Consider the following 23,284-nt stretch of genomic DNA (forward strand, 5'->3'; position numbering starts at 1 on the left):
AGGGCCCGGCCCCCTTCGGGGGGGCCGGGCCCTGGGTTGTGTGCGGGGCTACTCGGGCAGCCCCTTCGGCTTGATGGTGGTGAGGTCGAGGTCGATGGGGAAGGGCACCGACACCTTCAGCCGGTCGTGGAAGATGCCCGTTGCGACGTAGGCACGCGTGGCCGGTTCGAGCTCGAACACGTAGACCACCGCCCGGTCGTCCTTGTTCTCGACCCGCCAGTAGTGGGGGATTCCCGCCCGGGCGTATTTGGCCGGCTTGGTCTCGCGGTCCCTGCCGATCGAATCAGGAGAGACGACCTCGATGGCCAGCCGGACGGAGGCGGCGGGGACCCGTGTCTGCTGCTCGGTGCCCTGGGCCAGTTCCTCGTCGACGACGAGGATGTCCGGCTCGGGCCGGTTCCCCCGGTCGATGTCGACGGTGAACTCTCGCATCACTTCGAGTCCGTCCGGAACCAGTGATTCGAGTTGCCATTCGAAGAATCGCAGGGCTCGCATGTGGAAACGGGTTTGCGGACTCACGAAGATCAGGCTCCCGTCGATCAGCTCCGTGTGCGGAGGCAGGTTGGGAAGCCGGTCAAGGTCGTCGGCCGTCCACCCGCCCGCGGGCGGGACGGGCCAGTGCTGGGCGGGCTCCTGCTCAGGGGTCCCGGGATCGACGCTCATCGGTAGTGCTCCCATGCCACGGAGTCTCGCGAGTTCGACCAGCGTATCGCCCGGGATTTCCGAAGAGACCGCCCTCACGGGTGAGGCATATGCGCGCGGCACTTGACCGCACGGGTCGGCGCCGACTAATGGCCGTGCGCGTTGGCGGCGGCGGCCGGCTTGCCCGGGGTGGGAGCCTTGTGCGGGCAGGTCAGGGCCGGGTTCCAGTTGTGGAAGCGGCCGGCCGGGTTCTTCTTGTACGCCCACATGTGCAGGTCGTAGTGCTTGGGCATGCCCGCCCAGTGGCCCGGCATCGGCCCGTCGAACGGCAGCCCGAACATGCTCGGCCGGTCGTCGGCGGTCTTCAGGTCCTGGTCCCGGTCGGTGGCCATCCACTCCACCGTCTCCAGCCGGCGGCGGCCGTTCTTGTCCTTCTCCCGGCTGTAGAGGAGCGCGGTGGGCCGCGCGGGGTCCATCGAGCCCCAGTTGGCCTGCTTGACGTAGTGGTAGTTCATGGCACCGACCCCGAACGGGTTGGTCATGCACTCCGCGCCCTTCGGGACGTACCCGTCCTTGAGGGCCTCCCGCTCGTCCGCGTACCTGGCGGTCGCCGCCATCGCCGTCGCCATGTCCCGCATGGCCTTCGCGTTGCGCGGATCCGGCGCGGGCCCCTCGACCGCCTGGGCCGGGGCCACGGCGGTCAGTCCGAGGGTCACGGCGGCCGCGCAGGTGACGACGGACTTCAGGGTGCGCAGGGTCATGGCGGCTCCTCGCGGTGGGGGTACGGGGTACGGGTTCCCGACCCCGCTCGTCCGTCCACCATCCCGGTCCGCCCCGCCCGCCGCACGCCGCGCGCCTCCGAACGGGCGGGTCGGGCCCGTCCGGAGACGCGGGGCAGAAGAAGAGCGGCCAGGGGTGTCGTCGAAGTCCCGTCTGGGTGGCGGGGCCCGGCACGCACGCTCTCACGGGCGGCCGACGCCACTTTGACGACACCCCTAGGCGGCGCCCACGATGCGGCCCACGACCTCGCCGAGGCCGACACGCGTGCCGTCCGGGCCCGGGGCCCAGGCGGTCAGGGTGACGGTGTCCCCGTCCTCCAGGAAGGTGCGCTTGCCGTCGGCGAGCTCGATGGCGTCGCGGCCGTTCCAGGTGAGCTCCAGCAGCGAACCGCGCTGGCCCACCTCGGGCCCGCTGACGGTGCCCGAGCCGAAGACGTCCCCGGTGCGCAGGGAGGCGCCGTTGACGGTCATGTGGGCGAGCTGCTGGGCGGCCGTCCAGTACATCGTCGCGAACGGCGGCTGAGCCACCTCCTGCCCGTTGACGGCGACGCTGATGTGAAGGTCGAAGCCGCCGGGGCGGTCGACGGCCGTGTCGTCCAGGTAGGGCAGGAGCGGGAAGTCCCGGGCGGGCGGGGTGACGCGGGCGGCGTCCAGGGCCTCCAGGGGGGTCACCCACGCGGAGACGGAGGTGGCGAAGGACTTGCCGAGGAAGGGGCCGAGTGGTACGTACTCCCAGGCCTGGATGTCGCGCGCCGACCAGTCGTTGAGCAGGAACAGCCCGAAGACGTGGTCCTCGAACGCCCCCAGCGGCACCGGGCGGCCCAGCTCGGACGGGGCGCCGACGACGAAGCCGACCTCGGCCTCGATGTCGAGCTTGACGGACGGCCCGAAGACGGGCGCCGGGTCGGTGGGCGCCTTGCGCTGGCCGGAGGGCCGTACGACGTCGGTGCCGGAGACCACGATCGTGCCGGAGCGGCCGTGGTAACCGATCGGCAGGTGCTTCCAGTTGGGCGTCAGCGCGTCGCCGTCCGGGCGGAACATCCGCCCGACGTTGGTCGCGTGGTGCTCGCTCGCGTAGAAGTCGACGTAGTCGGCGACCTCGTAGGGCAGGTGCAGCGTGACCTCGTCCAGCGGCAGCAGGTGCGGCTCGACCGTGGGGCGGTGGCCGGGGTCGGTCACCCACGCGGTCAGCGCGCGCCGCACGTCGCGCCACGCGGTCCGCCCGGCGGCCAGCAGCGGGTTGAGGCTGGAGTGGCCGAGCAGCCCGGCGTACGGGGAGCCGAGCGCGACCGCGGCGGCTCCCGCGTCGAGCACGTGCCCGCCGATGCGGACACCGATCCGGCGGCGTTCCTCACCGGCGGCCGAGAAGACGCCGTAGGGGAGGTTGTGCGGCCCGAACGGGTCGCCCTCGGGTACATCGAGGGGGCTCTGCTGGGGCATGGGGTACTGCCTCGCTTTCGACGCGGTCCGGGGGTATCCCGGGGGCTTGTTGACACGTTACGTGTCCGAGGGGGCGCGTGGGAGGCCGGATTCGCGCTCTATTTGTAGGACTTGTCCAAAGGGGTCCGTATCCTTGGCGCCGTGACTTCCGCGCCTCTTCCGGCCCTCCCCTTCGCCTTGATCGCCACTGACCTGGACGGGACTCTGCTGCGTGCCGGGGACACCGTTTCGGCCCGTTCCCAGGCGGCTCTCGACACCGCCAGGGCGGCCGGCGCCCGGCACGTCATCGTCACCGGCCGTCCCGTCCCGCAGGTCCGACACGTCTTCGACGGACTCGGCTACACAGGGCTCGCGGTGTGCGCGCAGGGCGCGCAGGTGTACGACGCGGCGCGCGGCCGGCTGCTGCACTCCGTGTCCATGGACCGGGAGCTGGCGGAGGTGGCCCTCGGCAAGATCGAGGCGGAGGTCGGCGAGGTCTACGCGGCCGTGAACCAGGACGGCCTGGACGCGGAGATGCTGATGGGCCCGGGCTACCGGATGTGGCACCCGCACCTGCCGACGGTCCGGGTGGCCCGGCGCTCGGACCTGTGGGCGGCGCCGATCAACAAGGTGCTGCTCCAGCACCCACAGCTGGACGACGACGAGCTGACCCGGGTCGCGCGGTCGGTGGTCGGGGACCTGGTGAACGTCACGATGGCCGGGGAGTACACCGTGGAGCTCCAGCCGCCGGGCATCGACAAGGCCGGCGGGCTCGCCCGGGCTGCGGACGTGCTGGGGGCGTCCCCGGCCGGGGCGATCGCCTTCGGGGACATGCCGAACGACATCCCGATGTTCGCGTGGGCGGCGTGGGGGGTGGCCATGGCCAACTCGCACCCAGAGCTCGCGGCGGTGGCCGACGAGGTGACCCTGTCCAACGAGGCCGACGGGATCGCGGTGGTGCTGGAGCGGCTGTTCGGCTGACCCCGGCCGCACGTGACCGCCGGCGGCACGCGGGGGCGGTGCGCGCTCAGCCCGCCGCGCGCGGGATCCGGCGCTCCCACGTGCGGTGGAAGACGACCTCGTCCCCCTCCCGGCACACCACCTCGTCCGCCGTCAGGAAGCCGCCCTCGTCGCACCGGATCTCCGAGCTGGTCTCCACCCGCGCCTCCCAGCCCGAGTCCGGCCGGTGGAGCCGGATCCGCCACTGCGAGCGGGCCCGGGCCGACAGCGGGTCCCCGTCCTGGATCTCGTACACCTCCGTCGCCTCCTCGCCGTACTCCAGGCCGTCCGGGTAGACCCGGGTGCCGCCGTAGCGCGGGTCGACCTCCAGCCGCCAGGTCCCGCGCGCGACGTCCCGTACGACCAGCCGCTCCGGGCCCGGCTCGTCCAGCGTGGCCGGGACCGAGACGCCCAGGGGCGGCGCCTGCTCCGGCGGCTCGAAGACGATCCCGGCCTCCCCGGCCGGGGAGGCCGCCCGCACCGGCAGGGTCACCGAGCTGCCCACCGGGTCCAGCGTCCAGCCGGCCTCGGAACCGGCCCGCGGCCAGATCCACGGCCAGTACGCGGAGGACACCGCGAGGCGGATCCGGTGGCCCGGGGGGAAGGCGTGGCCGATGCCGTTCAGCTCGAAGGACACGTCCTCGTACGAGCCCACCGGCCACGGCACGGCCCGGTCCCGGCCCTGGCGGGCGGAGAGGTTCAGCGCGCCCCGCGTGACCAGCGTGGAGGAGCCGTCCGGGGCGACGTCGCACAGCCGGGCCACGACCTGCCCGTACGGCACGTCGAGCCGCAGCCGCAGGGTCACCGACGGGCGGCCCAGGATCTCCACCGGCTCCGCTCCGCTCACCGGGAACTCGAAGCAGGCGGACTTCGCGTCCTCCTCCCGCTGGTCCGGCGGCAGGTCGGCGTCGTTGCCGAAGGGGAAGAAGCGGCCCGCGTCCAGTCCGGTGTGCTGGGGGGAGGCGACGGCCACCGGCGGGCCCTGGAAGACGTACGGCACGGGGATCACGGTCGGCGAGGGCCAGGCCCTCTCGCCCACCCAGCGCCCCGGCAGCTCCTCGTACACGGTCGCCGGCGGGTGCGCGTCACTGATCCAGGCGCGCAGCAGGGGCTCCTCCAGCACCGCGGTGTCGGCCCCCTTCAGCCAGTGGTCCCACCAGCGCAGGGTCTCCTGGAGGAAGCCGATCGCGGGCCCCGGCGGCAGCCCACGGTCCGGGTACTGGTGCGACCAGGGGCCGATCAGGCCCCGTACGCGGTCCTTCGGCAGGTGCTCGACCAGCCGCAGCACGGTGTCCCGGTACGGGTCGTGCCAGCCGCCGACCGCCAGCACGGCCGCGCCGATCGCCCCGTAGTCCTCGCAGACGCTGCCGTGGCGCCAGTAGGCGTCGCGGGTCTGGTGCGAGAGCCAGGTGTGGATCAGCGGTTCCACCGCCTCCAGCCGGTCCAGCCACTGCGCGCGCCAGCCGTCCCCGGCGTGCAGCGGGTCCGGTGGCCGGGAGGCGAAGGCCAGCATGGTCGCCGCCCACGCGTGCATGTCCACGGCGAGCACCGACCCGCCCATGTAGTGCACGTCGTTGTCGTAGCGGTCGTCGGTCGAGCAGACGGTGACGACCGCCTTGAGGGGCTCGGGGGCGAGAGCGGCGATCTGGAGGGCGTTGCACCCGCCCCACGAGATCCCGAACATCCCCACCGACCCCGTGCACCACTCCTGCGCCGCCAGCCACTCCACCACCGCGACCCCGTCGGCGAGCTCGCGGGCGTCGTACTCGTCACCGGGCTGGCCGCCGCTGCACCCGTGCCCGCGCACGTCCACCCGTACGGAGGCGTAGCCGTGGCCCGCGTACCAGGGGTGGCGCTGCCAGTCGCGCGGCGCGGTCCAGTCGGTGAGCCGGTACGGCAGGTACTCCAGCAGGGCCGGTACGGGCTGGTCGGTCACGGGGCGCCAGATCCGCGCGTACAGCTCCACACCGTCGGGGAGCGGGATCCGGACATCCTCGCGGGTGGTGCCGTACGGGAACTCGGTTCGGATGATCATCGGTTCTGCCGCCCATCGCCTCGCCGCAGCCTCAGTGGAGTTCCGGGCAAAACGTACGCTCCGGTTGTTCCAGCTCTTCCCGAACATACCGGTGCTCATCGGGCAGTGTGGGGAGGGTGGCCGGGAAGGCCCTCTCGGTGATCGAAAACAGACCCGATACGCTGGCTTGAGTGATGGCAGCGACACATCGACAATCCATGTGATCGTCAGCGTGATCGTCAGCAGACAGGAGTACCCCTCGTGACCGTCGTCGGGCCGTTCGGACTGAGCGTGCGGGACCAGGCTCTTGAGACCGATGTCCAGGCCGGACTGGCCGCCGTCGAGGCGGGTCTGCTGGAAGCCACCAAGAGCGAAGTCCCCTTCATCACCGAGGCCGCGCAGCACCTGGTCCGGGCCGGCGGCAAGCGGTTCCGGCCGCTGCTGGTCATGCTCGCGTCCCGGTTCGGCGACCCCTACGCGCCCGGGATCGTCCCGTCCGCGGTGGTCGTCGAGCTCACCCACCTGGCGACGCTCTACCACGACGACGTCATGGACGAGGCCGACGTGCGCCGCGGCGTGGAGAGCGCCAACGCCCGCTGGGGCAACTCCGTGGCCGTCCTGACGGGTGACTTCCTCTTCGCCCGCGCCTCGCACATCCTGGCCGACCTCGGACCCGAGGCCGTCCGCATCCAGGCCGAGGCCTTCGAGCGGCTGGTGACGGGCCAGATCCTGGAGACGGCCGGCCCGCGCGACGGCCGCGACCCCGTCGCCCACTACCTCGACGTCATCGCCGGCAAGACCGGCTCGCTGATCGCGGTCTCCGGCCGCTTCGGCGCGCTGATGTCCGGCGCCGACGAGTCGGTCGTCGACATCCTGACCCAGTACGGCGAGCGGCTCGGCACCGCCTTCCAGCTCGCCGACGACGTCCTCGACATCGCCTCCGACGCCCACGAGTCCGGCAAGACCCCGGGCACCGACCTGCGCGAGGGCATCCCGACGCTGCCCGTGCTGCGGCTGCGCGAGATGGCCGCGCGGGACGGCCGTCCGGAGGACCTGGAACTCGTCGCGCTGCTGGACGGCGACCTGACGGACGACGCCCGGCACGCCGAGGTGCTGACCCGACTGCGGGCGCACCCGGCCCTGGAGCAGGCCCGGCGCGACACCATCCGCTACGCGCAGGACGCGCGCGCCACGCTCGCACCGCTGCCCGAGTGCTTCGCGAAGGCGGCTCTGGAGGAGCTGTGCGACGCGGTGGTGCACCGCGCCGGCTGACCCCCGCGAACGGGCGGCCGACGCCCGACGGCGCCGGACGGGCCCTCCGCCCCCGGACCCCTACGGGTCGGGGGCGGAGGGCCCGTTCCATGTCATCCCACGGTCGTACGCCCAGTTGCTTCCGGGGACTGACGCCCCGCAGCCGCCGTTTTGGTCAGATTGATTCATCAACCCCACCGGATCGGGTGAGCGCGGCGACACCCGGATCGCCGCAGTCGACACAGAGGGCAGGGCACTGACATGGCAGCGAACACCAAGACTTCTCGCAAGGCCGCCCGGTACGCGGTACCGGTCGCGGTGGCGGGTGTCGCCGCGGCGAGCGTGGCGATGGTCCCGGCCTTCGCCAACTCCGGCGGGCCCGACCTGCCCAAGGTGACGGCGCAGCAGCTGATCGAGAAGGTCGCCGCCTCGGAGGTGGAGCAGCTGTCGGGGACGGCGAAGATCAGCACCGACCTCGGCCTGCCGAAGCTCGCCTCCGGGCTGCTCGGCGGCGGCGGTGTCGCGGGCGGCTCGGCGAACCCCGAGGACAAGGTCGCGCAGCTGGCGAACGGCACCCACACCTTCCGCGTGGCGGCCGACGGCGAGGACCGCCAGCGGCTGACCTTCCTGGACGGCAAGGACGAGTACAGCCTCATCCACAACGGCGACGACGTGTGGGGCTACGACTCCAAGTCGAACGAGGTCTTCCACGAGAAGGCGTCCTCCGCGGACCGGGCCGGCAAGGGCGAGGGCAAGGAGCACAAGACCGGCGACCGGCTCGCCGCCTCCCCCCAGAAGCTCGCCGAGGAGATCCTCGCGGCCGCCGGCCCCACCACGGACATCAGCGTGGGCGAGACCGCGCAGGTGGCCGGCCGGGACGCCTACCAGCTGGTGCTCAAGCCGAAGCAGGCCGGCTCGACGGTCGGCTCGGTGCAGATCGCGGTGGACGCCGGCAACGGCGTGCCGCTGCGCGTGCGGCTGCTCTCGGCGCAGGGCGGCAAGCCGATCGTGGACGCCGGATTCACCAAGGTGGACTTCGCCAAGCCGTCCGCCGACACCTTCGCCTTCACCCCGCCCAAGGGCGCCAAGGTGACCGAGGGCGCGGACGGGCACGGCCAGGGCGACAAGGGCGGCGCGTTCAAGGCACTGGAGTCCTTCCCCGGCCTGGACGGCCTCGCCGGCGGCCCGGGCGGCAAGGGCGACGTGAAGGTGCTCGGCGAGGGCTGGGCGACGATCGCGCGCATCGACTCCGGTGCGGGCAGGAGCCTGAAGGACCTGGAGAACGACAAGAACGCGCCCAAGGAGGCCAAGCAGTTCCTCGACTCCCTCGGGGACAAGGTCAACGGGAAGTTCGGTGAGGGCCGGGTCATGTCGACCCGCCTGTTCAACGTCCTGGTCACCGACGACGGCAAGGTCTACGCCGGCGCGGTCACCAAGGACTCGCTGGTGAAGGCGGCCGACGCCGACAAGTAGCCGCCGCGTGCGGTGAGCGCCGAGGGTGGGCGGGGACTGTGTCCCTGCCCACCCTCGCGTCGTTACCGGTGCCCGTACAGCGCGCCCGCTGTACGGTGTTGGGCATGTCGAGACACGTCACCATCCGCCTGGACGAAGAGTTCCACGAGCGCCTCAAGGCGCGCGCGGCGGCACTGGGGACGACGGTCACCGCCCTGATCACAGAGGTCACGGAGCGTGAACTCGACGAGGACCGGAAGAACTTCCTCTCCGGTATAGAGGAGTTCGCCGATCACTGGGGCTACTTCCAGGAGCGGTTCGGCAATTGAAGATCACCATGGAGTGGGCCTGGACCGCTCTGGCCCACCATCTCCCGTCAGATCCCGCCGTGTGGGATCCCTCCGGAGTGGCCGCCGCGGTCGCCCGGCACCAGAACGACCTGGTCATGGTGCCAGAACAGCCCGCCCCGGACACCGCGTGGCGGGCCGCCGCGTTTCTGCACACCCTCGCGGTCTGCCCGGCGCTGGAATCACCGATGAACGAGTTCTACGCCGCCGCCGCGACCCGCTCGTACCTGCGCGTGGCAGGCGCCGCGAAGCTGCCCTCGCCGGAGGAGCTGGGCGACCTGGTCGAGGCGGCGAAGCTGGGCCGCGCGGACGTCGCCGCGGTGGCCGCGGAGCTGCGCGCCCGGATGAGGGAGCCGCTGGAGGCCTCGTCCCGGGGCCGCGCCGAGGACGCCTGAGCTCCGGCACGATCCGGGCGGATCGTGCCGGAGCCCGAGGAGGGACAGAGGCCCGTGGAGGGGCCGGTGCCTCCCGTACGGCTAGAAGGTGATCTTCCAGCTGTTGATGTAGCCGACGTCCTGGGCGGCGGAGTCCTTGACCCGGAGCTTCCAGATGCCGTTCGCGACCTCGCTGGAGGCGTTGACCGTGTACGACTGCACGAGGTTGTCGGCGCTGCCGCCGGAACGGTTGTGCAGGTTGTAGACGGTTCCGTCCGGGGCGAGCAGGTCGACCACCAGGTCACCGCGGTAGGTGTGGACGATGTTCACGTCCACCTTGGTGGTGGCCGGCGCGTTGCCGGCGACGCCCGAGACCGTGATCGGCGAGGTGACCGCCGCGGCGGGGGAGTCCGGGATGGCCACGTCCGCGGTGTTCTCGAAGGACGGGCCGGGCGGGACCGGGGTGGACGCGCCCAGGTTCCAGATCGCGTAGGCGATGGCGTCCGCGTTGCGGTCCAGGGCGGTGTCGTTGATGTTCGAGGTGTTGTCGCAGGAGGAGTGGTAGCAGCGGTCGAAGGACTGGCCGGCGGTGCCGCCCCACTTCTGCGCCTGCGCGGAGGACTTGGTGTTGCTGGCGCCGGTGAACAGGCCGCCGACGGGGATGCCCACGTTCTTGAACGAGGCGTGGTCGGAGCGCCCGTCGCCTTCGGTCTCGATCTCGGTCGGCACGCCGATGCCGGCGTAGTAGTTCTTGAAGGTCTGCTCGATCGTCGGGTCGTCGTCGTAGACGAAGTAGCCCGGGTTCGGCGAGCCGATCATGTCGAAGTTGAGGTACCCGGCGAACTTGGCCCGCTCGGCCGTCGGCAGGTTGTTGACGTAGTACCTCGACCCGATGAGGCCCAGCTCCTCCGCGCCCCACCAGCCGAAGCGCAGGTGCTTGGTGGGCTGCAGCCCGGCCCGGGAGACGGCGAGGGCCGTTTCCAGGACGGCCGCGCTGCCGGAGCCGTTGTCGTTGATGCCCGCGCCGGAGGTCACCGAGTCCAGGTGCGCGCCGGCCATCAGGACCGAGTTCGGGTCGCCGCCCGGCCAGTCGGCGATCAGGTTGTAGCCGGTGGAGCCGCTGGAGGTGAAGGTCTGCAGCGTCGTGGTGAAGCCCGCGGCGTCGAGCTTGGCCTTCACGTAGTCGATCGAGGCCTTGTAGCCGGGCCGGCCGTGGGCGCGGTTGCCGCCGTTGTTGGCGGCGATGGTCGACAGCTGCGACAGGTGGGCCTTGACGTTGGCCAGCGGTATGTCGGGCGGGGTCGGCGCCGCGGCGACCGCCGTGGGGGCGGCGAGGGCGGCGGGGGCGGCGGAGGCGAACAGGCCGGCGACCGCGAGGGCGGTCACGGCAGCGAGGCGCCGGGAGACGGACAGGCTCATGTGGGGGCTCCGGGATTCCGCTGGGGATATGACGGAACGAGCGAGATAGAGCGGGTGAGCGTTAGTGCGTCAGTGCGTCAGTGCGAGCCTGATGGTCAGCGAGAGTGTGACGGTCCGTCAAGACCATCATTCGGTCAGGGCGGTTCGGAAAACGGACGATCCCCGGTACGGAGGTTCCGTACCGGGGATCGTGGGGCCGGGGGCGTTTGCCGGTGCGTGCCCCGCGGGCGGTCGTTACGCGGGTTCGCGGGCCGGCGCCGGGACGGCCGCGGGGGCCGCCTCCAGCCGGGCGCGGGAGCGCCGCGCCGTCCGCAGGGCGTCCCAGGTCAGGATCGCCAGCGCGGCCCAGACCAGGGAGAAGCCGGCCCAGCGCTCGGGCGGCATGGCCTCGTGGAAGTACAGGACGCCGAGCCCGAACTGGAACACCGGGGCCATGTACTGGAGCAACCCCAGGGTGGACAGCGGGACCCGGATGGCGGCCGCCCCGAAGAACACCAGCGGGATCGCGGTGACCAGGCCGGTCGCCGCCAGCAGCAGCGCATGGCCGACGCCCTGCGAGGCGAAGCTGGACCGGCCCTGCGCGCCCAGCCACAGCAGGTAGCCGAGCGCCGGCAGGAACAGCATGGCCGTCTCGGCGGCCAGCGACTCCAGCCCGCCCATGTTCAGCTTCTTCTTGATCAGCCCGTACGTCGCGAAGGAGCACGCAAGGGCCAGGGAGATCCACGGCGGCCGCCCGTAGCCCACGGCCAGCACGAGGACGGCGACGGCGCTGACGCCGACGGCCACCCACTGCGCGCGGCGCAGCCGCTCGCCCAGCACCAGCACGCCCATGGCAATGCTGACCAGCGGGTTGATGAAGTAGCCGAGGCTCGACTCGACGACGTGGCCGTTGTTGACCGACCAGATGTACAGGCCCCAGTTCACACTGATCACCGATGCGGCCAGCGCGGTCAGGCCGAGCTTGCGCGGCTGGCGCGCCAGTTCCCGGATCCAGCCCCAGCGGCGCACCGCGAGCAGCGCCAGCCCGACCACGGCCAGGGACCAGGTCATGCGGTGGGCCAGGATCTCCACGGCCCCGGCGGGCATCAGAAGGGGCCAGAAGAGGGGCACCAGCCCCCAGATCCCGTACGCGCCGAATCCGTAGAGCAAACCCGCGCGCTGCTCGTTCTCCGCCTTCACGGGGCCTCCTGTGCGACTTCCAGCCAACTTCGACGACGGTATCGCCGTACGCCCCGGATGTCATGTCCGTAATCGAGAGATACTCATGACAGTTCCCCTGTCGTACACGCCGAAGCCCGGACCCCTGGCGGGGTCCGGGCTTCCGGCGGCCGTCAGTCGCGGGGGCGGGTCAGCCGACGACGGTCCAGGTGTCGTTTCCGTTCAGCAGGGCGCCGAGGTCGCCCTTGCCGCCGCGGTCGACGGCCGCGTCGAGCTGGTCGGCCATGAGCGTGTCGTAGACCGGCCGCTCGACGCTGCGGAAGACGCCGATCGGGGTCCGGTGCAGGGTGTCGGGGTCGGCGAGGCGGGAGAGCGCGAACGCCGTGGTGGGGCTCGCCGTCCGTGCGTCGTGGACCAGGACCTGTCCCTCGTTGGCGGGGGTCACCTCGACGACCTCCAGCTCGCCGGTGGCCTGGTTGCGCACGACGCCCTTCTCGTCGTCCGCGCCGAACCGGATCGGCCGGCCGTGCTCCAGCCTGATCACCGCCTCGCGGGCCTGGTCCTTGTCCTTGAGGACCTCGAAGGCACCGTCGTTGAAGATGTTGCAGTTCTGGTAGATCTCGACGAGTGCCGTGCCCGGGTGGTCGGCGGCCTGGCGCAGCACCTCGGTGAGATGCTTGCGGTCGGAGTCGACCGTGCGGGCGACGAAGGAGGCCTCGGCGCCGATCGCCAGCGACACCGGGTTGAAGGGCGCGTCGAGCGAGCCCATCGGCGTCGACTTCGTGATCTTGCCGATCTCGGAGGTGGGGGAGTACTGGCCCTTGGTCAGCCCGTAGATCCGGTTGTTGAAGAGCAGGATCTTCAGGTTGACGTTGCGGCGCAGGGCGTGGATGAGGTGGTTGCCGCCGATGGAGAGCGCGTCGCCGTCACCCGTGACCACCCACACCGACAGGTCGCGGCGGGAGGTGGCCAGACCCGTCGCGATGGCCGGGGCCCGGCCGTGGATCGAGTGCATCCCGTAGGTGTTCATGTAGTACGGGAAGCGGGAGGAGCACCCGATGCCGGAGACGAAGACGATGTTCTCCTTCGCCAGCCCCAGCTCGGGCATGAAGCCCTGGACCGCGGCGAGCACGGCGTAGTCGCCGCACCCCGGGCACCAGCGGACCTCCTGGTCCGACTTGAAGTCCTTCATCGACTGCTTGCTCTCGGCCTTGGGTACGAGCGAGAGCAGGGTCCGCGCCCCGTCGGTCGCCTCCGTCACCTCAGTCATCGATGGCCTCCTTGAGAACCTTGGCGAGCTGCTCGGCCTTGAACGGCATTCCGTTGACCTGGTTGTACGACCTGGCGTCGACCAGGTATTTCGCCCGGATCAGGGTGGCGAGCTGCCCGAGGTTCATCTCCGGCACCACTACCTTCTCGTAACGCTCCAGGACCTCGCCGAGATTCCTGGGGAAGGGGTTGAGGTGGCGCAGGTGGGCCTGCGCGACGGGGAGTCCGGCGCCCCGGACCCGGCGGACCGCGGCGGTGATGGGGCCGTAGGTGGAACCCCAGCCGAGGACCAGGGTGGAGGCGCCGTCCGGGTCGTCGACGTCGAGCTCGGGCACCTCGATGCCGTCGACCTTGGCCTGGCGGGTGCGGACCATGAAGTCGTGGTTGGCCGGGTCGTAGGAGATGTTGCCCGTGCCGTCCTGCTTCTCGATGCCGCCGATGCGGTGCTCCAGGCCGGGCGTGCCGGGCACCGCCCAGGGCCGGGCCAGGGTCTGCGGATCCCGCTTGTAGGGCCAGAAGACCTCGGAGCCGTCGGCCAGGGTGTGGTTCGTGGCGGCGGCGAACTTCACCTTCAGGTCCGGCAGGTCCGCGACCTCCGGGATCCGCCACGGCTCGGAGCCGTTGGCGAGGTAGCCGTCGGAGAGCAGGAAGACCGGCGTCCGGTACGTCAGCGCGATCCGGGCCGCGTCCAGGGCGGCGTCGAAGCAGTCCGCCGGGGTCCTCGGCGCCACGATCGGGACGGGTGCCTCGCCGTTGCGGCCGTACATGGCCTGGAGGAGGTCCGCCTGCTCGGTCTTCGTCGGCAGGCCGGTCGAGGGGCCGCCGCGCTGGATGTCGACGATCAGCAGCGGAAGCTCCAGCGACACCGCGAGACCGATCGTCTCCGACTTGAGCGCCACACCCGGCCCGGAGGTGGTGGTCACCCCGAGCGCCCCGCCGAAGGCCGCGCCGAGCGCCGCCCCGATGCCGGCGATCTCGTCCTCGGCCTGGAAGGTCCGCACGCCGAAGTTCTTGTGCTTCGACAGCTCGTGCAGGATGTCCGAGGCCGGGGTGATGGGGTAGGAGCCCAGGTAGAGGGGCAGCTCGGCCTGCTGGCTCGCGGCGATCAGGCCGTATGAGAGGGCCAGGTTCCCGGAGATGTTGCGGTAGGTGCCGGTGGGGAAGGCCTGGGTCGCGGGCGCCACCTCGTAGGAGACCGCGAAGTCCTCCGTCGTCTCCCCGAAGTTCCAGCCGGCTCGGAAGGCCACGATGTTCGCCTCGGCGATCTCGGGCTTCTTCGCGAACTTCTGCCGCAGGAAGCTCTCGGTGGCCTCGGTGGGCCGGTGGTACATCCACGACAGCAGGCCCAGCGCGAACATGTTCTTGCTGCGCTCGGCCTCCTTGCGGGAGAGCCCGAAGTCCTTCAGCGCCTCCACCGTCAGCGTGGTCAGCGGCACCGGGTGCAGGTTGTAGCCGGCCAGCGAGCCGTCCTCCAGCGGGGAGGTCTCGTAGCCGACCTTGGCCATGGGGCGCTTGGTGAACTCGTCGGTGTTGACGATGATCTCCGCGCCGCGCGGCACGTCGGCGATGTTCGCCTTCAGCGCGGCCGGGTTCATCGCCACCAGCACGTTCGGCGCGTCACCTGGCGTGAGGATGTCGTGGTCGGCGAAGTGGAGCTGGAAGGAGGACACACCGGGCAGGGTGCCGGCGGGGGCGCGGATCTCGGCCGGGAAGTTCGGCAGCGTCGACAGGTCGTTCCCGAACGACGCCGTCTCCGAGGTGAACCGGTCACCGGTGAGCTGCATACCGTCACCGGAGTCACCCGCGAACCGGATGATCACCCGATCGAGACGCCGTACTTCCTTGCCGTCCGGACTCCCCGGAGTGCGCTGCCCACCGACAGTCGCGCCCCCGGCCCCGTCGGCCTGCTCGGCTGGGCTGCTGACCTGGCTGGTCACTGAACTGGACCTCCTTCGAGGCGTGAGCACCCCCATAACCCACCCTACGTCGGTAGGGATCGGGCCCCCAGGAGCGACCACATTCTGGACCGTAGGACCGCCCCTTGAGACGGCCCTGCCGGTATGCCGTATCTGACAGAGTGTCAGTCGATCAAGATTTCAGGTAGGTGAGAACGGCCAGAACCCGCCGGTGATCCCCGTCACTCGGCGAGAGGCCCAGTTTCATGAAGATGTTGCTGACGTGCTTCTCCACCGCTCCGTCGCTCACGACCAGCTGCTTCGCCACGGCGGAATTCGTACGCCCCTCGGCCATCAGCCCGAGCACCTCGCGCTCCCGCGGCGTCAGGCCCGCCAGCACGTCCTGCTTCCGGCTGCGCCCGAGCAGCTGGGCGACGACCTCCGGGTCCAGGGCGGTACCGCCCCGGGCGACCCGGACCACCGCGTCCAGGAACTCCCGTACCTCGGCCACCCGGTCCTTGAGCAGATACCCCACTCCGGTACTGGAACCGGCCAGCAGCTCCGTGGCGTACTGCTCCTCCACGTACTGCGACAGCACGAGCACGCCTATCCCGGGGTGATCGCGGCGCAGCCGTACGGCGGCCCGTACCCCCTCGTCGGTGTGCGTCGGCGGCATCCGCACGTCCGCCACCACCACGTCCGGCAGCGCGTCCTCGGCGGCCAGCTCGGCCACCGTCTTGATCAGGGCTTCCGCGTCCCCGACGCCCGCCACGACGTCATGCCCCCGGTCGGTCAGCAACCGGGTCAGGCCCTCACGCAGCAGCACTGAATCCTCGGCGATGACCACCCGCACCCTGTCTTCCACGACTCAGCAGCTCCCGCGTCACTCGTTCCCGTACCGGCCCGACCCAGCCAAGCATCCCAGCCTTAAGTCCCGGTGAAGGCAGAGCCGGGACAACACGTGGGCGTACGGGGGGAGTTTTCGCATGCCGGATGCCGCCGAGCAGGCCCTTCCAGCCACGCGGGCGTTCGAGGCGCGGGGTCTTGGTCCGGACTCGGGAGTGGGCGCCGGCCCATTTCCGGCCTCGCGGGCGTTCGAGGCGCGGGGTCCGGGGCAGCGCCCCGGGAAACGGCGCGGCACCGGACGTGCGCGGGACTCCCGCCCACCCCGGACGGGAGTCCCAGCGCCGCACCCTGCCCGGCTGCCGCGGGCTACGCCCGCCACGGCAGCTCGGCGGTCACCGTCGTCCCCCCGCCCTCGGGGGAGTCCACCACCAGCACCCCGTCCACGGCGTCCAGCCGCTCGGCCAGCCCCGCCAGCCCGCTTCCGCCGGACGCGTGCGCCCCGCCCCGGCCGTCGTCGGAGACCTGGAGCAGCAGCCGTTCCCCGGACTTCCACACGTCCACCGTGGCCGACCGGGCCCCGGCGTGCCTGCTGATGTTCTGCAGCAGCTCCGAGACCGTGAAGTAGGCGATCCCCTCGATCGCGGCGGCCGGCCGGGCCGGGAGGTCCACGGCCACCCGTACCGGCGCGGCGCACCGCGAGGCCACGGCGGACAGCGCCGCGTCCAGTCCGCGGTCGGTCAGCACCGCCGGGTGGATCCCGCGGGCCAGGTCCCGCAGCTCCTGGAGGGCGATCTTCACCTCGCCGTGCGCCTCGTCCACCAGGCGGGCGGCGGCCCGCGGGTCCGCGGCGAGCTTCTCCCGGGCCATCCCCAGGTCCATGGCCAGCGAGACCAGCCGGGCCTGGGCGCCGTCGTGCAGCTCCCGTTCGATGCGCCGCAGGTCGGCGGCGGCGGTGTCCACGACGACCCCCCGGTCGGACTCCAGCTCGGTGACCCTGCTGTCCAGCCGGGACGCCCCGAGCAGCCCGCCGACCATGACCCGGTCGACGGTGGTCAGCGCCCTGATCACCCACGGGGTGGCGAGGGTGAAGGCCAGCCCGACCAGGCAGGTGAGGGCGATCTCCGCGGGGGAGTCGAGGTAGAGGGAGTAGTCGTCGTTCTGGAAGAGCTGCAGCCCGGGCTGGTCGGTGAAGGCCGGGAAGACCCAGAACCACACCGGGTACAGCAGATACGCCCAACCAGCCGCCCAGAACGTCAGTGCCAGACAGAAACCGAACACCGCCCACGGGAAGTGGATCACCGAGTACAGCAGGTGCCGCCATGCGCTCCCGCTCATGAGCACCGCGCCCATGGCTGCCAGCGGTCCGCTCTTCTTGGCCCGGATCGGCGCCGGCTCGGCGATGTCCGCCCCCAGCAGCGCGCGCACCCGGGCCCGCTCCAGCCGCCCGAACCCCCGGCACATCGCGAGGGTGCCGGCCAGGACCGGTACGCCGAGGAAGGTGACGAGCAGTCCGGCGCCGAGGCTCACGCCCGTGATGGCGAGCGAGAAGTACAGCGTGCTCAGCGGCATCCCGACCAGCAGGTACGCGAACTCCCGCCAGGTCCGCCCCGCCACCGGCGCCCACAGCACCGCCCCGGCGCCACCGCGCCCGCTCTTGCCGTCGTCCATCTCCCGACCCGCCCTTCCGCTCCTCGCCTACAGCCCCACCCTCCCGCCCACCCCCACCCCGGGACCATGCGGCGAGTAGGCATCTCCACCCGGGGGATAACCCCACCCCGCCCCTCCGGGCTCGGTGGCCTGTTCTTGCGGGTCCGGCCCCGCCATTCCAGCCCCGTCGGCGTTTGAGGCGCGGGGTCCGGGGCGGCGCCCCGGGAAACGGCGCGGCACGCGCTGAAGGAAGCGGGACTCTCGGCCTGGTCCTCCGGGCTCGGCCGCGCAATCTCAGCCCCGCCGGCGTTTGAGGCGCGGAGTCCGGGGCGGCGCCCCGGGAAACGGCGCCGCACCCGCGCAACGAAGCGGGACCCCCACCCACCCGGGAGGGAGCCCCGCTCAACACCGATCAACCGCCACCGCCGGCAGGCCACCCGCGGCCCGGCCGAAAATCAGCCGCGCCCCCGCCACGGCAGCTCCGCCGTCACCACCGTCCCCTCCCCCTCGGGGGAGTCCACCACCAGCACCCCGTCCACCGCGTCCAGCCGCTCCGCCAGCCCCGCGAGCCCGCTCCCGCCGGACGTGCCCGCCCCGCCCCGCCCGTCGTCCGACACCCGGATCAGCAGCCGGGCTCCCGCCCGCCACACCTCCACGGTCGCGCCCCGCGCCCTCGCGTGCTTGCTCACGTTCTGCAGCAGCTCGGACACCACGAAGTACGCGATGCCCTCGATCGCCTCCGCCGGCCGCGCCTCCTGCCCCGACGGCAGGTCGACCAGCACCTTCACCGGCACCACGCACCGCGCCGCCACCGACGACAGCGCCGCGTCCAGCCCCCGGTCGGTCAGCACCGCCGGGTGGATGCCGCGCGCCAGGTCCCGCAGCTCCTGAAGGGCCAGCTTCACCTCACCATGGGCCTCGTCGACCATCGCCGCCGCACCCTCCGGGTCCTCCAGCAGCTTCTCCTTCGCCAGGCCCAGCCCCATCGCCAGCGCGACCAGCCGCGCCTGCGCCCCGTCGTGCAGGTCCCGCTCGATGCGCCGCAGGTCCGCCGCCGCGGTGTCGACCACCACGCCCCGGTCGGACTCCAGCTCCGCGATCCGCCGCTCCAGGTCGTCCGAGGGCGACAGGAGCCCCCGTACCATCGCCCGGTCCGCGTTGGCCAGCAGCCGCACCAGATACGGCAGCACCGGCCACAGCACGAACAGGCCGGTCAGGACTACCGTGAAGGTGAGTACCCCCCACGGCAGCCGGATCAGCTGGTACAGCACGGTCCGCCAGCCGACCGGATCCTTGATGCTCGTCCACAGCCAGGGAAAGAATCCGCCGGACCGCCGCGGTCCGGGGATCGGGGTCGGCTCCTCCACCCGTACGCCCAGCAGCCACCGGGCCCGGCCCCGTTCGAGCCGTCCCCATTGCCGGGACAGAAAGAGACCGACCGCCAGCAAAGGAAGTCCGATCGCGGTCACGGAAAGACCGCCCGCGGTGGAAACCATGACAACCGCGTAAACGAATCCGATGATCCCCTCCGGCAGGTTGCTCACCAGATGGGCGATTTCCTTCCATGTGACGGCACTGAACACGGGCCGTACGGGAGGAGGCCGGTCGTTGTCGGGGACGGCATGGCTCATGGTCATGGCCCACACCCTGTCAAGCCAGGTCGCCCGATGCCATGGGGTGTCCGGGGTGCTGTGAACGGGGGATAACCCCACCCCGTGTGAGGCAGGCCCTAGACTCCCGTCCGTACCAGATCGTCGACAGTGACCGAGGAGCGAGGAACGGACGTGTCCGAACCAACGGTATCGACCGTAACCGTGCTCGCGGCGGACTACTTCCGGAGTTATTCGGTCGTCGGTCTGCTGGCGGCCCTCGGTGTGCTCTTCGTGGCCGTCGCCTTCGGTGCCGGCCGCCTCCTGCGGCCCGTCGTACCGACCCGCGAGAAGCTGCTGACCTATGAATGCGGCGTGGACCCCGTCGGCGAGGGCTGGGCGCACACCCAGGTCCGCTACTACGTCTACGCCTTCCTCTACGTCATCTTCGCCGTCGACTCGATCTTCCTGTTCCCGTGGGCGACGGTGTTCGCCGCCGCCGGCTACGGCGCCACGACCCTGGTCGAGATGTTCGTCTTCCTGGGCTTCCTGGCCGTCGGCCTGCTCTATGCGTACAAGAAGGGCGTCCTCGAATGGACGTGACACCTCAGCCGGAGCTGCTCCCGGAGCCCAAGCGCCTCGGAGTCCTCTCCCGTCTGGCCCCGGAACCGATGAAGGTGGTCCTGAACTGGGGCCGCCGGTACAGCCTGTGGGTCTTCAACTTCGGCCTCGCCTGCTGCGCGATCGAGTTCATCGCCGCGTCGATGGCCCGGCACGACTTCATCCGCCTCGGCGTCATCCCCTTCGCACCGGGTCCCCGCCAGGCCGACCTGATGATCGTCTCGGGCACCGTCACCGACAAGATGGCCCCCGCCGTCAAGCGGCTCTACGAGCAGATGCCGGAGCCGAAGTACGTCATCTCCTTCGGTGCCTGCTCCAACTGCGGCGGCCCGTACTGGGACTCGTACTCGGTGACCAAGGGCGTCGACCAGATCATCCCCGTCGACGTCTACGTGCCCGGCTGCCCGCCGCGCCCGGAAGCGCTCCTCCAGGGCATCCTCAAGCTCCAGGAGAAGATCGCCCGCGAGTCGCTGGCCGAGCGCTACGCGACGGCACCGTCCGTCTCCCAGCTGACCAGCGGCCTTGTCACGCCCCCGCCGGCGCCCACCGGGGAGGCGGGCGCGTGAACCTCTACGACTCGCTGCCCGACGCCGCGCCGACGGTCTTCGGCGCCGAGGCCGTCGCCGAGCTCTCGTACGACGTCCTCACGGTGGACGTGCCCGTCGGCAGCTGGATCCCCTCCCTGGAGATCGCCCGGGACAAGCTGGGCTGCACGTACTTCGACTGGCTGAGCGCGGTGGACGAGCCCGGCACCGGCTTCCGGGTGTGCGCGCACGTCGCCTCGCTGGAGAACGGCCGTGTGCGCCGCCTGCTGCTGCGCACGACCGTTCCGCACGGCGCCCCCTCCCTGCCGTCGGCGGTCGCCGTCTACGCGGGGGCGGAATGGCACGAGCGCGAGACGTTCGAGATGTTCGGGATCACCTTCACCGACCACCCGAACCTGGTGCACCTCCTGCTCCCGGAGAACTTCGAGGGCCACCCGCTGCGCAAGGACTTCGTGCTGGCCGCGCGCGTCGCGAAGGCCTGGCCGGGAGCGAAGGAGCCGGGCGAGGCCCACGACCCGGACGCCCCGAAGCGCCGTCAGATGCTCCCGCCGGGCGTACCGGACCCCAACGACTGGGGTCCGCTGAAGGGCCAGCTCCCGCCGGCCCCGGCCCGCCCGGCCCGTACCCCGCGCGCCGCGGGAGCGGCGGGCGCCGCCGCCCGTACCCCGCGCGAGGGCGCCCCCGTCCGCCGGACCCGCTCGGTCGCCGAGGGCTCGGCGACCCAGGCCGGCGAAGCCGCCGTCCCGGAGGCCCCGGCCCGCCCGCCGCGCCGTACCCGCTCGGTGGCCGACGGCTCCGCGAGCCAGGCCGCCGCCGGGGGCACGCAGACCCCGGGCGCCGGCGGCCAGGCAGACGCTCCGGCCCGCCCGGCCCGTCGTACCCGGTCCGCCGCGGACGGCTCCGCGAGCCAGGCGCCGGACGCCGCTGCCGCGAACGATGCCGTGAACGATGCCGCGCCGGGCACGGAGGCCCCGGGCACGGAGGCACCGGGCGCGCAGGCCCCGGACGGCCCGGTTCCGGACGCCCCGGCCCGCGCGCCGCGCCGTACCCGCTCGGCGGCGGACGGCTCCGCGAGCCAGGCCGCCGAGGCCGCCCCTGGTACGGACGCGGCAGGGCCGGACACCGGCGCTCCGGCAGCGGAGCCCGCCGCACGCGCCCCACGCCGAGCGGCCCCCCGCAGCTCCGACGCTCCCTGGCACGACCCGAAGCCCGCCTTCGACGAGCCGGCCCCCGGACCGGCCCCGAAGGCGGCCCCGGAAGCCGGGCCCGCGCCGGAGCCCGAGGCCGGGCCCGCGCCGGAGCCCGAGGCCGGGCCCGCGCCCGAAACCGAGGCCGGGCCCGCGCCCGAAACCGAGGCCGGGCCCGCGCCCGGGCGGCGTCCGACCGAGCCGGAGACCGAAACCCGGACCGACCCCACCACCGACAAGGGAGGCGACGCGTGAACGACGTCCTGGACGTCGCCCTGCGGCTGATCGTCGTCTTCGCCGTCTTCCTCGTGCTCCCGCTCGTCGTCGGGCAGACCGAGCACAAGGTGATGGCCCACATGCAGGGCCGCCTCGGCCCCATGTACGCCGGCGGCTTCCACGGCTGGGCCCAGCTCGTCGCCGACGGCGTCAAGTTCGCGCAGAAGGAAGACGTCGTCCCGGCGGGCGCCGACCGCCGGATCTTCCAGCTGGCCCCCGCCGTCGCCCTGCTGCCGTACCTCCTCGTCCTCCTCGCCATCCCGATCGGCCCCGGCGAGGGCGCGGTCGGCCAGGCCATCGACGCCGGCGTGTTCTTCGTGCTCGCCGTCATGGGCGTCGGAGTCCTCGGCTCCCTCATGGCCGGCTGGGCCTCCGCGAACAAGTTCTCCCTGCTCGGAGGCCTGCGCACCGCCGCGCAGCTGCTCGCCTACGAGCTCCCCATGCTGCTCGCGGCCGCGTCCGTGGCGATGGCCGCGGGGACGGTCTCCCTCAACGGCATCGTCGAGGGCTTCGAGTGGTGGTGGCTGCCCTGGCAGATCACCGGCGCGCTCGTCTTCTTCACCGCCGGCCTCGCCGAACTGCAGCGGCCCCCCTTCGACATGCCCGTCGCCGACTCGGAGATCATCTTCGGCGCGTACACCGAGTACACCGGCCTGCGCTTCGCGCTGTTCCTGCTCGCCGAGTACGCCGGCATCGTCGTCCTCTGCTTCCTCACCACCGTCCTCTTCCTCGGCGGCTGGCACGGCCCCTTCGGCGCCGACGGCCTCGGCTGGGTCTGGACCCTGCTCAAGACCGCGGTCCTCGCCTTCGTCGTGATCTGGCTCCGCGTGAGCTACCCGCGCCTGCGCGAGGACCAGCTCCAGAAGCTCGCCTGGACGACACTCATCCCGCTCGCGCTCGCCCAGATCGCGCTCACCGGCATCGTGAAGGTGGCGATCCAGTAATGCCCATCCCCGGATCCGGTCTCGCCAAGGGCCTGGCCGTCACGCTGCGCACGATGACGAAGCGCTCGCACACCGCCCAGTACCCCGAGGTCCAGCCCGAACTCCCGCCCCGCTCCCGCGGAGTCATCGGCCTGTTCGAGGAGAACTGCACGGTCTGCATGCTGTGCGCCCGTGAATGCCCCGACTGGTGCATCTACATCGACTCCCACAAGGAGACGGTCCCCGCCTCCACCCCCGGCGGCCGCGAGCGCAGCCGCAACGTGCTCGACCGCTTCGCCATCGACTTCTCCCTCTGCATGTACTGCGGCATCTGCATCGAGGTGTGCCCCTTCGACGCCCTCTTCTGGTCGCCGGAGTTCGAGTACGCGGAGACCGACATCCACGAGCTGACCCACGAGCGCGACAAACTCCGCGAGTGGATGTGGACCGTCCCGGCCCCGCCCGCCCTGGACCCGGCCGCCGAGGAGCCCAAGGAGGTCGCCGCCGCCCGCAAGGCCGCGGAGAAGGCCGAGGCAGCGGCTGTGGCGGCAGCCGCCGCAGCCGCCGCCGAGACCGCGCAGGCCGCCGACGACGAACCGCCGACCACCCCGACCGCGGAGGGAGACGCGTGA

General features: G+C 71.9%; 21 protein-coding genes. 10 read left to right on the plus strand and 11 right to left on the minus strand.

Features of this window, described 5'->3' with window-relative positions; genetic code table 11:
- Positions 1–48: 48 nt before the first annotated feature.
- The 3 genes from BSL84_RS19575 to fahA form a co-directional block, all read right to left on the minus strand.
- Positions 49–663 (minus strand): Uma2 family endonuclease, encoded by a 615-nt coding sequence (locus BSL84_RS19575; RefSeq protein WP_030027715.1) that lies wholly within the window; start codon positions 661–663, stop codon positions 49–51.
- 125 nt (positions 664–788) lie between these two features.
- The gene (locus BSL84_RS19580; protein ID WP_030027714.1) at positions 789–1,403 is read right to left on the minus strand and encodes a hypothetical protein; all 615 of its coding nucleotides are present in this window, start codon (positions 1,401–1,403) and stop codon (positions 789–791) included.
- Between the two features lie 234 nt (positions 1,404–1,637).
- On the minus strand, positions 1,638–2,861 hold the full coding sequence (gene fahA / locus BSL84_RS19585; protein ID WP_030026973.1) for a fumarylacetoacetase: 1,224 nt from the start codon (positions 2,859–2,861) through the stop codon (positions 1,638–1,640).
- Positions 2,862–3,002: 141 nt separating this feature from the next.
- Between fahA and BSL84_RS19590 the strand changes: the two genes are divergently transcribed.
- Positions 3,003–3,821: an HAD family hydrolase gene (locus BSL84_RS19590; protein WP_075970833.1), complete on the plus strand. Its 819-nt coding sequence runs from the start codon at positions 3,003–3,005 to the stop codon at positions 3,819–3,821.
- A 46-nt stretch (positions 3,822–3,867) separates the two neighbouring features.
- On the opposite strand, the gene BSL84_RS19595 is transcribed toward BSL84_RS19590, so the two are convergent.
- On the minus strand, positions 3,868–5,874 hold the full coding sequence (locus BSL84_RS19595; protein ID WP_075970834.1) for a CocE/NonD family hydrolase: 2,007 nt from the start codon (positions 5,872–5,874) through the stop codon (positions 3,868–3,870).
- A 240-nt stretch (positions 5,875–6,114) separates the two neighbouring features.
- Between BSL84_RS19595 and BSL84_RS19600 the strand changes: the two genes are divergently transcribed.
- The 4 genes from BSL84_RS19600 (at position 6,115) to BSL84_RS19615 (ending at position 9,298) form a co-directional block, all read left to right on the plus strand.
- A complete protein-coding gene (locus tag BSL84_RS19600; protein WP_030026971.1) occupies positions 6,115–7,125 on the plus strand; it encodes a polyprenyl synthetase family protein in 1,011 nt (336 codons plus the stop codon).
- 240 nt (positions 7,126–7,365) lie between these two features.
- Positions 7,366–8,577 (plus strand): LolA family protein, encoded by a 1,212-nt coding sequence (locus BSL84_RS19605; protein WP_030026970.1) that lies wholly within the window; start codon positions 7,366–7,368, stop codon positions 8,575–8,577.
- A 104-nt stretch (positions 8,578–8,681) separates the two neighbouring features.
- Entirely contained in the window at positions 8,682–8,885 is a 204-nt protein-coding gene (locus BSL84_RS19610) for a ribbon-helix-helix domain-containing protein (protein ID WP_225884906.1), read from the plus strand.
- Positions 8,882–9,298 carry a hypothetical protein gene (locus BSL84_RS19615; RefSeq protein WP_234308470.1) on the plus strand — a complete coding sequence of 139 codons (417 nt, stop codon included), beginning with the start codon at positions 8,882–8,884 and terminating at the stop codon, positions 9,296–9,298. Before BSL84_RS19610 ends, BSL84_RS19615 begins: the two co-directional genes overlap by 4 nt.
- Before the next feature lie 81 nt (positions 9,299–9,379).
- Here the strand turns inward: BSL84_RS19615 and BSL84_RS19620 are convergent, their stop codons facing one another.
- The 7 genes from BSL84_RS19620 to BSL84_RS19650 all read right to left on the minus strand — a co-directional run bounded on the left by BSL84_RS19620 (position 9,380) and on the right by BSL84_RS19650 (position 19,148).
- Positions 9,380–10,696, minus strand: coding sequence for a M28 family metallopeptidase (locus BSL84_RS19620; protein WP_030026967.1), 1,317 nt, complete (start codon positions 10,694–10,696; stop codon positions 9,380–9,382).
- Between the two features lie 234 nt (positions 10,697–10,930).
- Entirely contained in the window at positions 10,931–11,875 is a 945-nt protein-coding gene (gene rarD / locus BSL84_RS19625; protein ID WP_037660968.1) for an EamA family transporter RarD, read from the minus strand.
- Between the two features lie 169 nt (positions 11,876–12,044).
- A complete protein-coding gene (locus BSL84_RS19630) occupies positions 12,045–13,124 on the minus strand; it encodes a 2-oxoacid:ferredoxin oxidoreductase subunit beta (RefSeq protein ID WP_030026965.1) in 1,080 nt (359 codons plus the stop codon).
- Entirely contained in the window at positions 13,117–15,060 is a 1,944-nt protein-coding gene (locus tag BSL84_RS19635; RefSeq protein WP_030026963.1) for a 2-oxoacid:acceptor oxidoreductase subunit alpha, read from the minus strand. Before BSL84_RS19635 ends, BSL84_RS19630 begins: the two co-directional genes overlap by 8 nt.
- 151 nt (positions 15,061–15,211) lie before the next feature.
- Positions 15,212–15,871, minus strand: coding sequence for a response regulator transcription factor (locus BSL84_RS19640; RefSeq protein ID WP_030026962.1), 660 nt, complete (start codon positions 15,869–15,871; stop codon positions 15,212–15,214).
- Positions 15,872–16,230: 359 nt separating this feature from the next.
- On the minus strand, positions 16,231–17,532 hold the full coding sequence (locus BSL84_RS19645) for a sensor histidine kinase (protein WP_045322796.1): 1,302 nt from the start codon (positions 17,530–17,532) through the stop codon (positions 16,231–16,233).
- Between the two features lie 434 nt (positions 17,533–17,966).
- Positions 17,967–19,148 (minus strand): sensor histidine kinase, encoded by a 1,182-nt coding sequence (locus BSL84_RS19650; protein ID WP_030037399.1) that lies wholly within the window; start codon positions 19,146–19,148, stop codon positions 17,967–17,969.
- A 147-nt stretch (positions 19,149–19,295) separates the two neighbouring features.
- Here BSL84_RS19650 and BSL84_RS19655 point away from each other — a divergent pair, with 147 nt between their 5' ends.
- From BSL84_RS19655 to BSL84_RS19675, 5 genes are read left to right on the plus strand one after another with little or no spacing between them, the layout of a single operon-like run.
- Complete coding sequence (locus tag BSL84_RS19655; protein ID WP_030037398.1) at positions 19,296–19,703, plus strand: NADH-quinone oxidoreductase subunit A; 408 nt, start codon at positions 19,296–19,298, stop codon at positions 19,701–19,703.
- Positions 19,694–20,287: an NADH-quinone oxidoreductase subunit B gene (locus BSL84_RS19660; protein WP_045323938.1), complete on the plus strand. Its 594-nt coding sequence runs from the start codon at positions 19,694–19,696 to the stop codon at positions 20,285–20,287. The genes BSL84_RS19655 and BSL84_RS19660 overlap by 10 nt, the downstream gene beginning before the upstream one ends.
- Positions 20,284–21,708, plus strand: a complete 1,425-nt coding sequence (locus tag BSL84_RS19665; protein ID WP_075970836.1) for an NADH-quinone oxidoreductase subunit C — start codon at positions 20,284–20,286, stop codon at positions 21,706–21,708. The genes BSL84_RS19660 and BSL84_RS19665 overlap by 4 nt, the downstream gene beginning before the upstream one ends.
- On the plus strand, positions 21,705–22,673 hold the full coding sequence (locus tag BSL84_RS19670) for a complex I subunit 1/NuoH family protein (RefSeq protein ID WP_030033145.1): 969 nt from the start codon (positions 21,705–21,707) through the stop codon (positions 22,671–22,673). Before BSL84_RS19665 ends, BSL84_RS19670 begins: the two co-directional genes overlap by 4 nt.
- A complete protein-coding gene (locus BSL84_RS19675; RefSeq protein WP_045323939.1) occupies positions 22,673–23,284 on the plus strand; it encodes a NuoI/complex I 23 kDa subunit family protein in 612 nt (203 codons plus the stop codon). Before BSL84_RS19670 ends, BSL84_RS19675 begins: the two co-directional genes overlap by 1 nt.

The organism is Streptomyces sp. TN58, from assembly GCF_001941845.1.
In the GTDB taxonomy this organism is placed as follows: domain Bacteria; phylum Actinomycetota; class Actinomycetes; order Streptomycetales; family Streptomycetaceae; genus Streptomyces.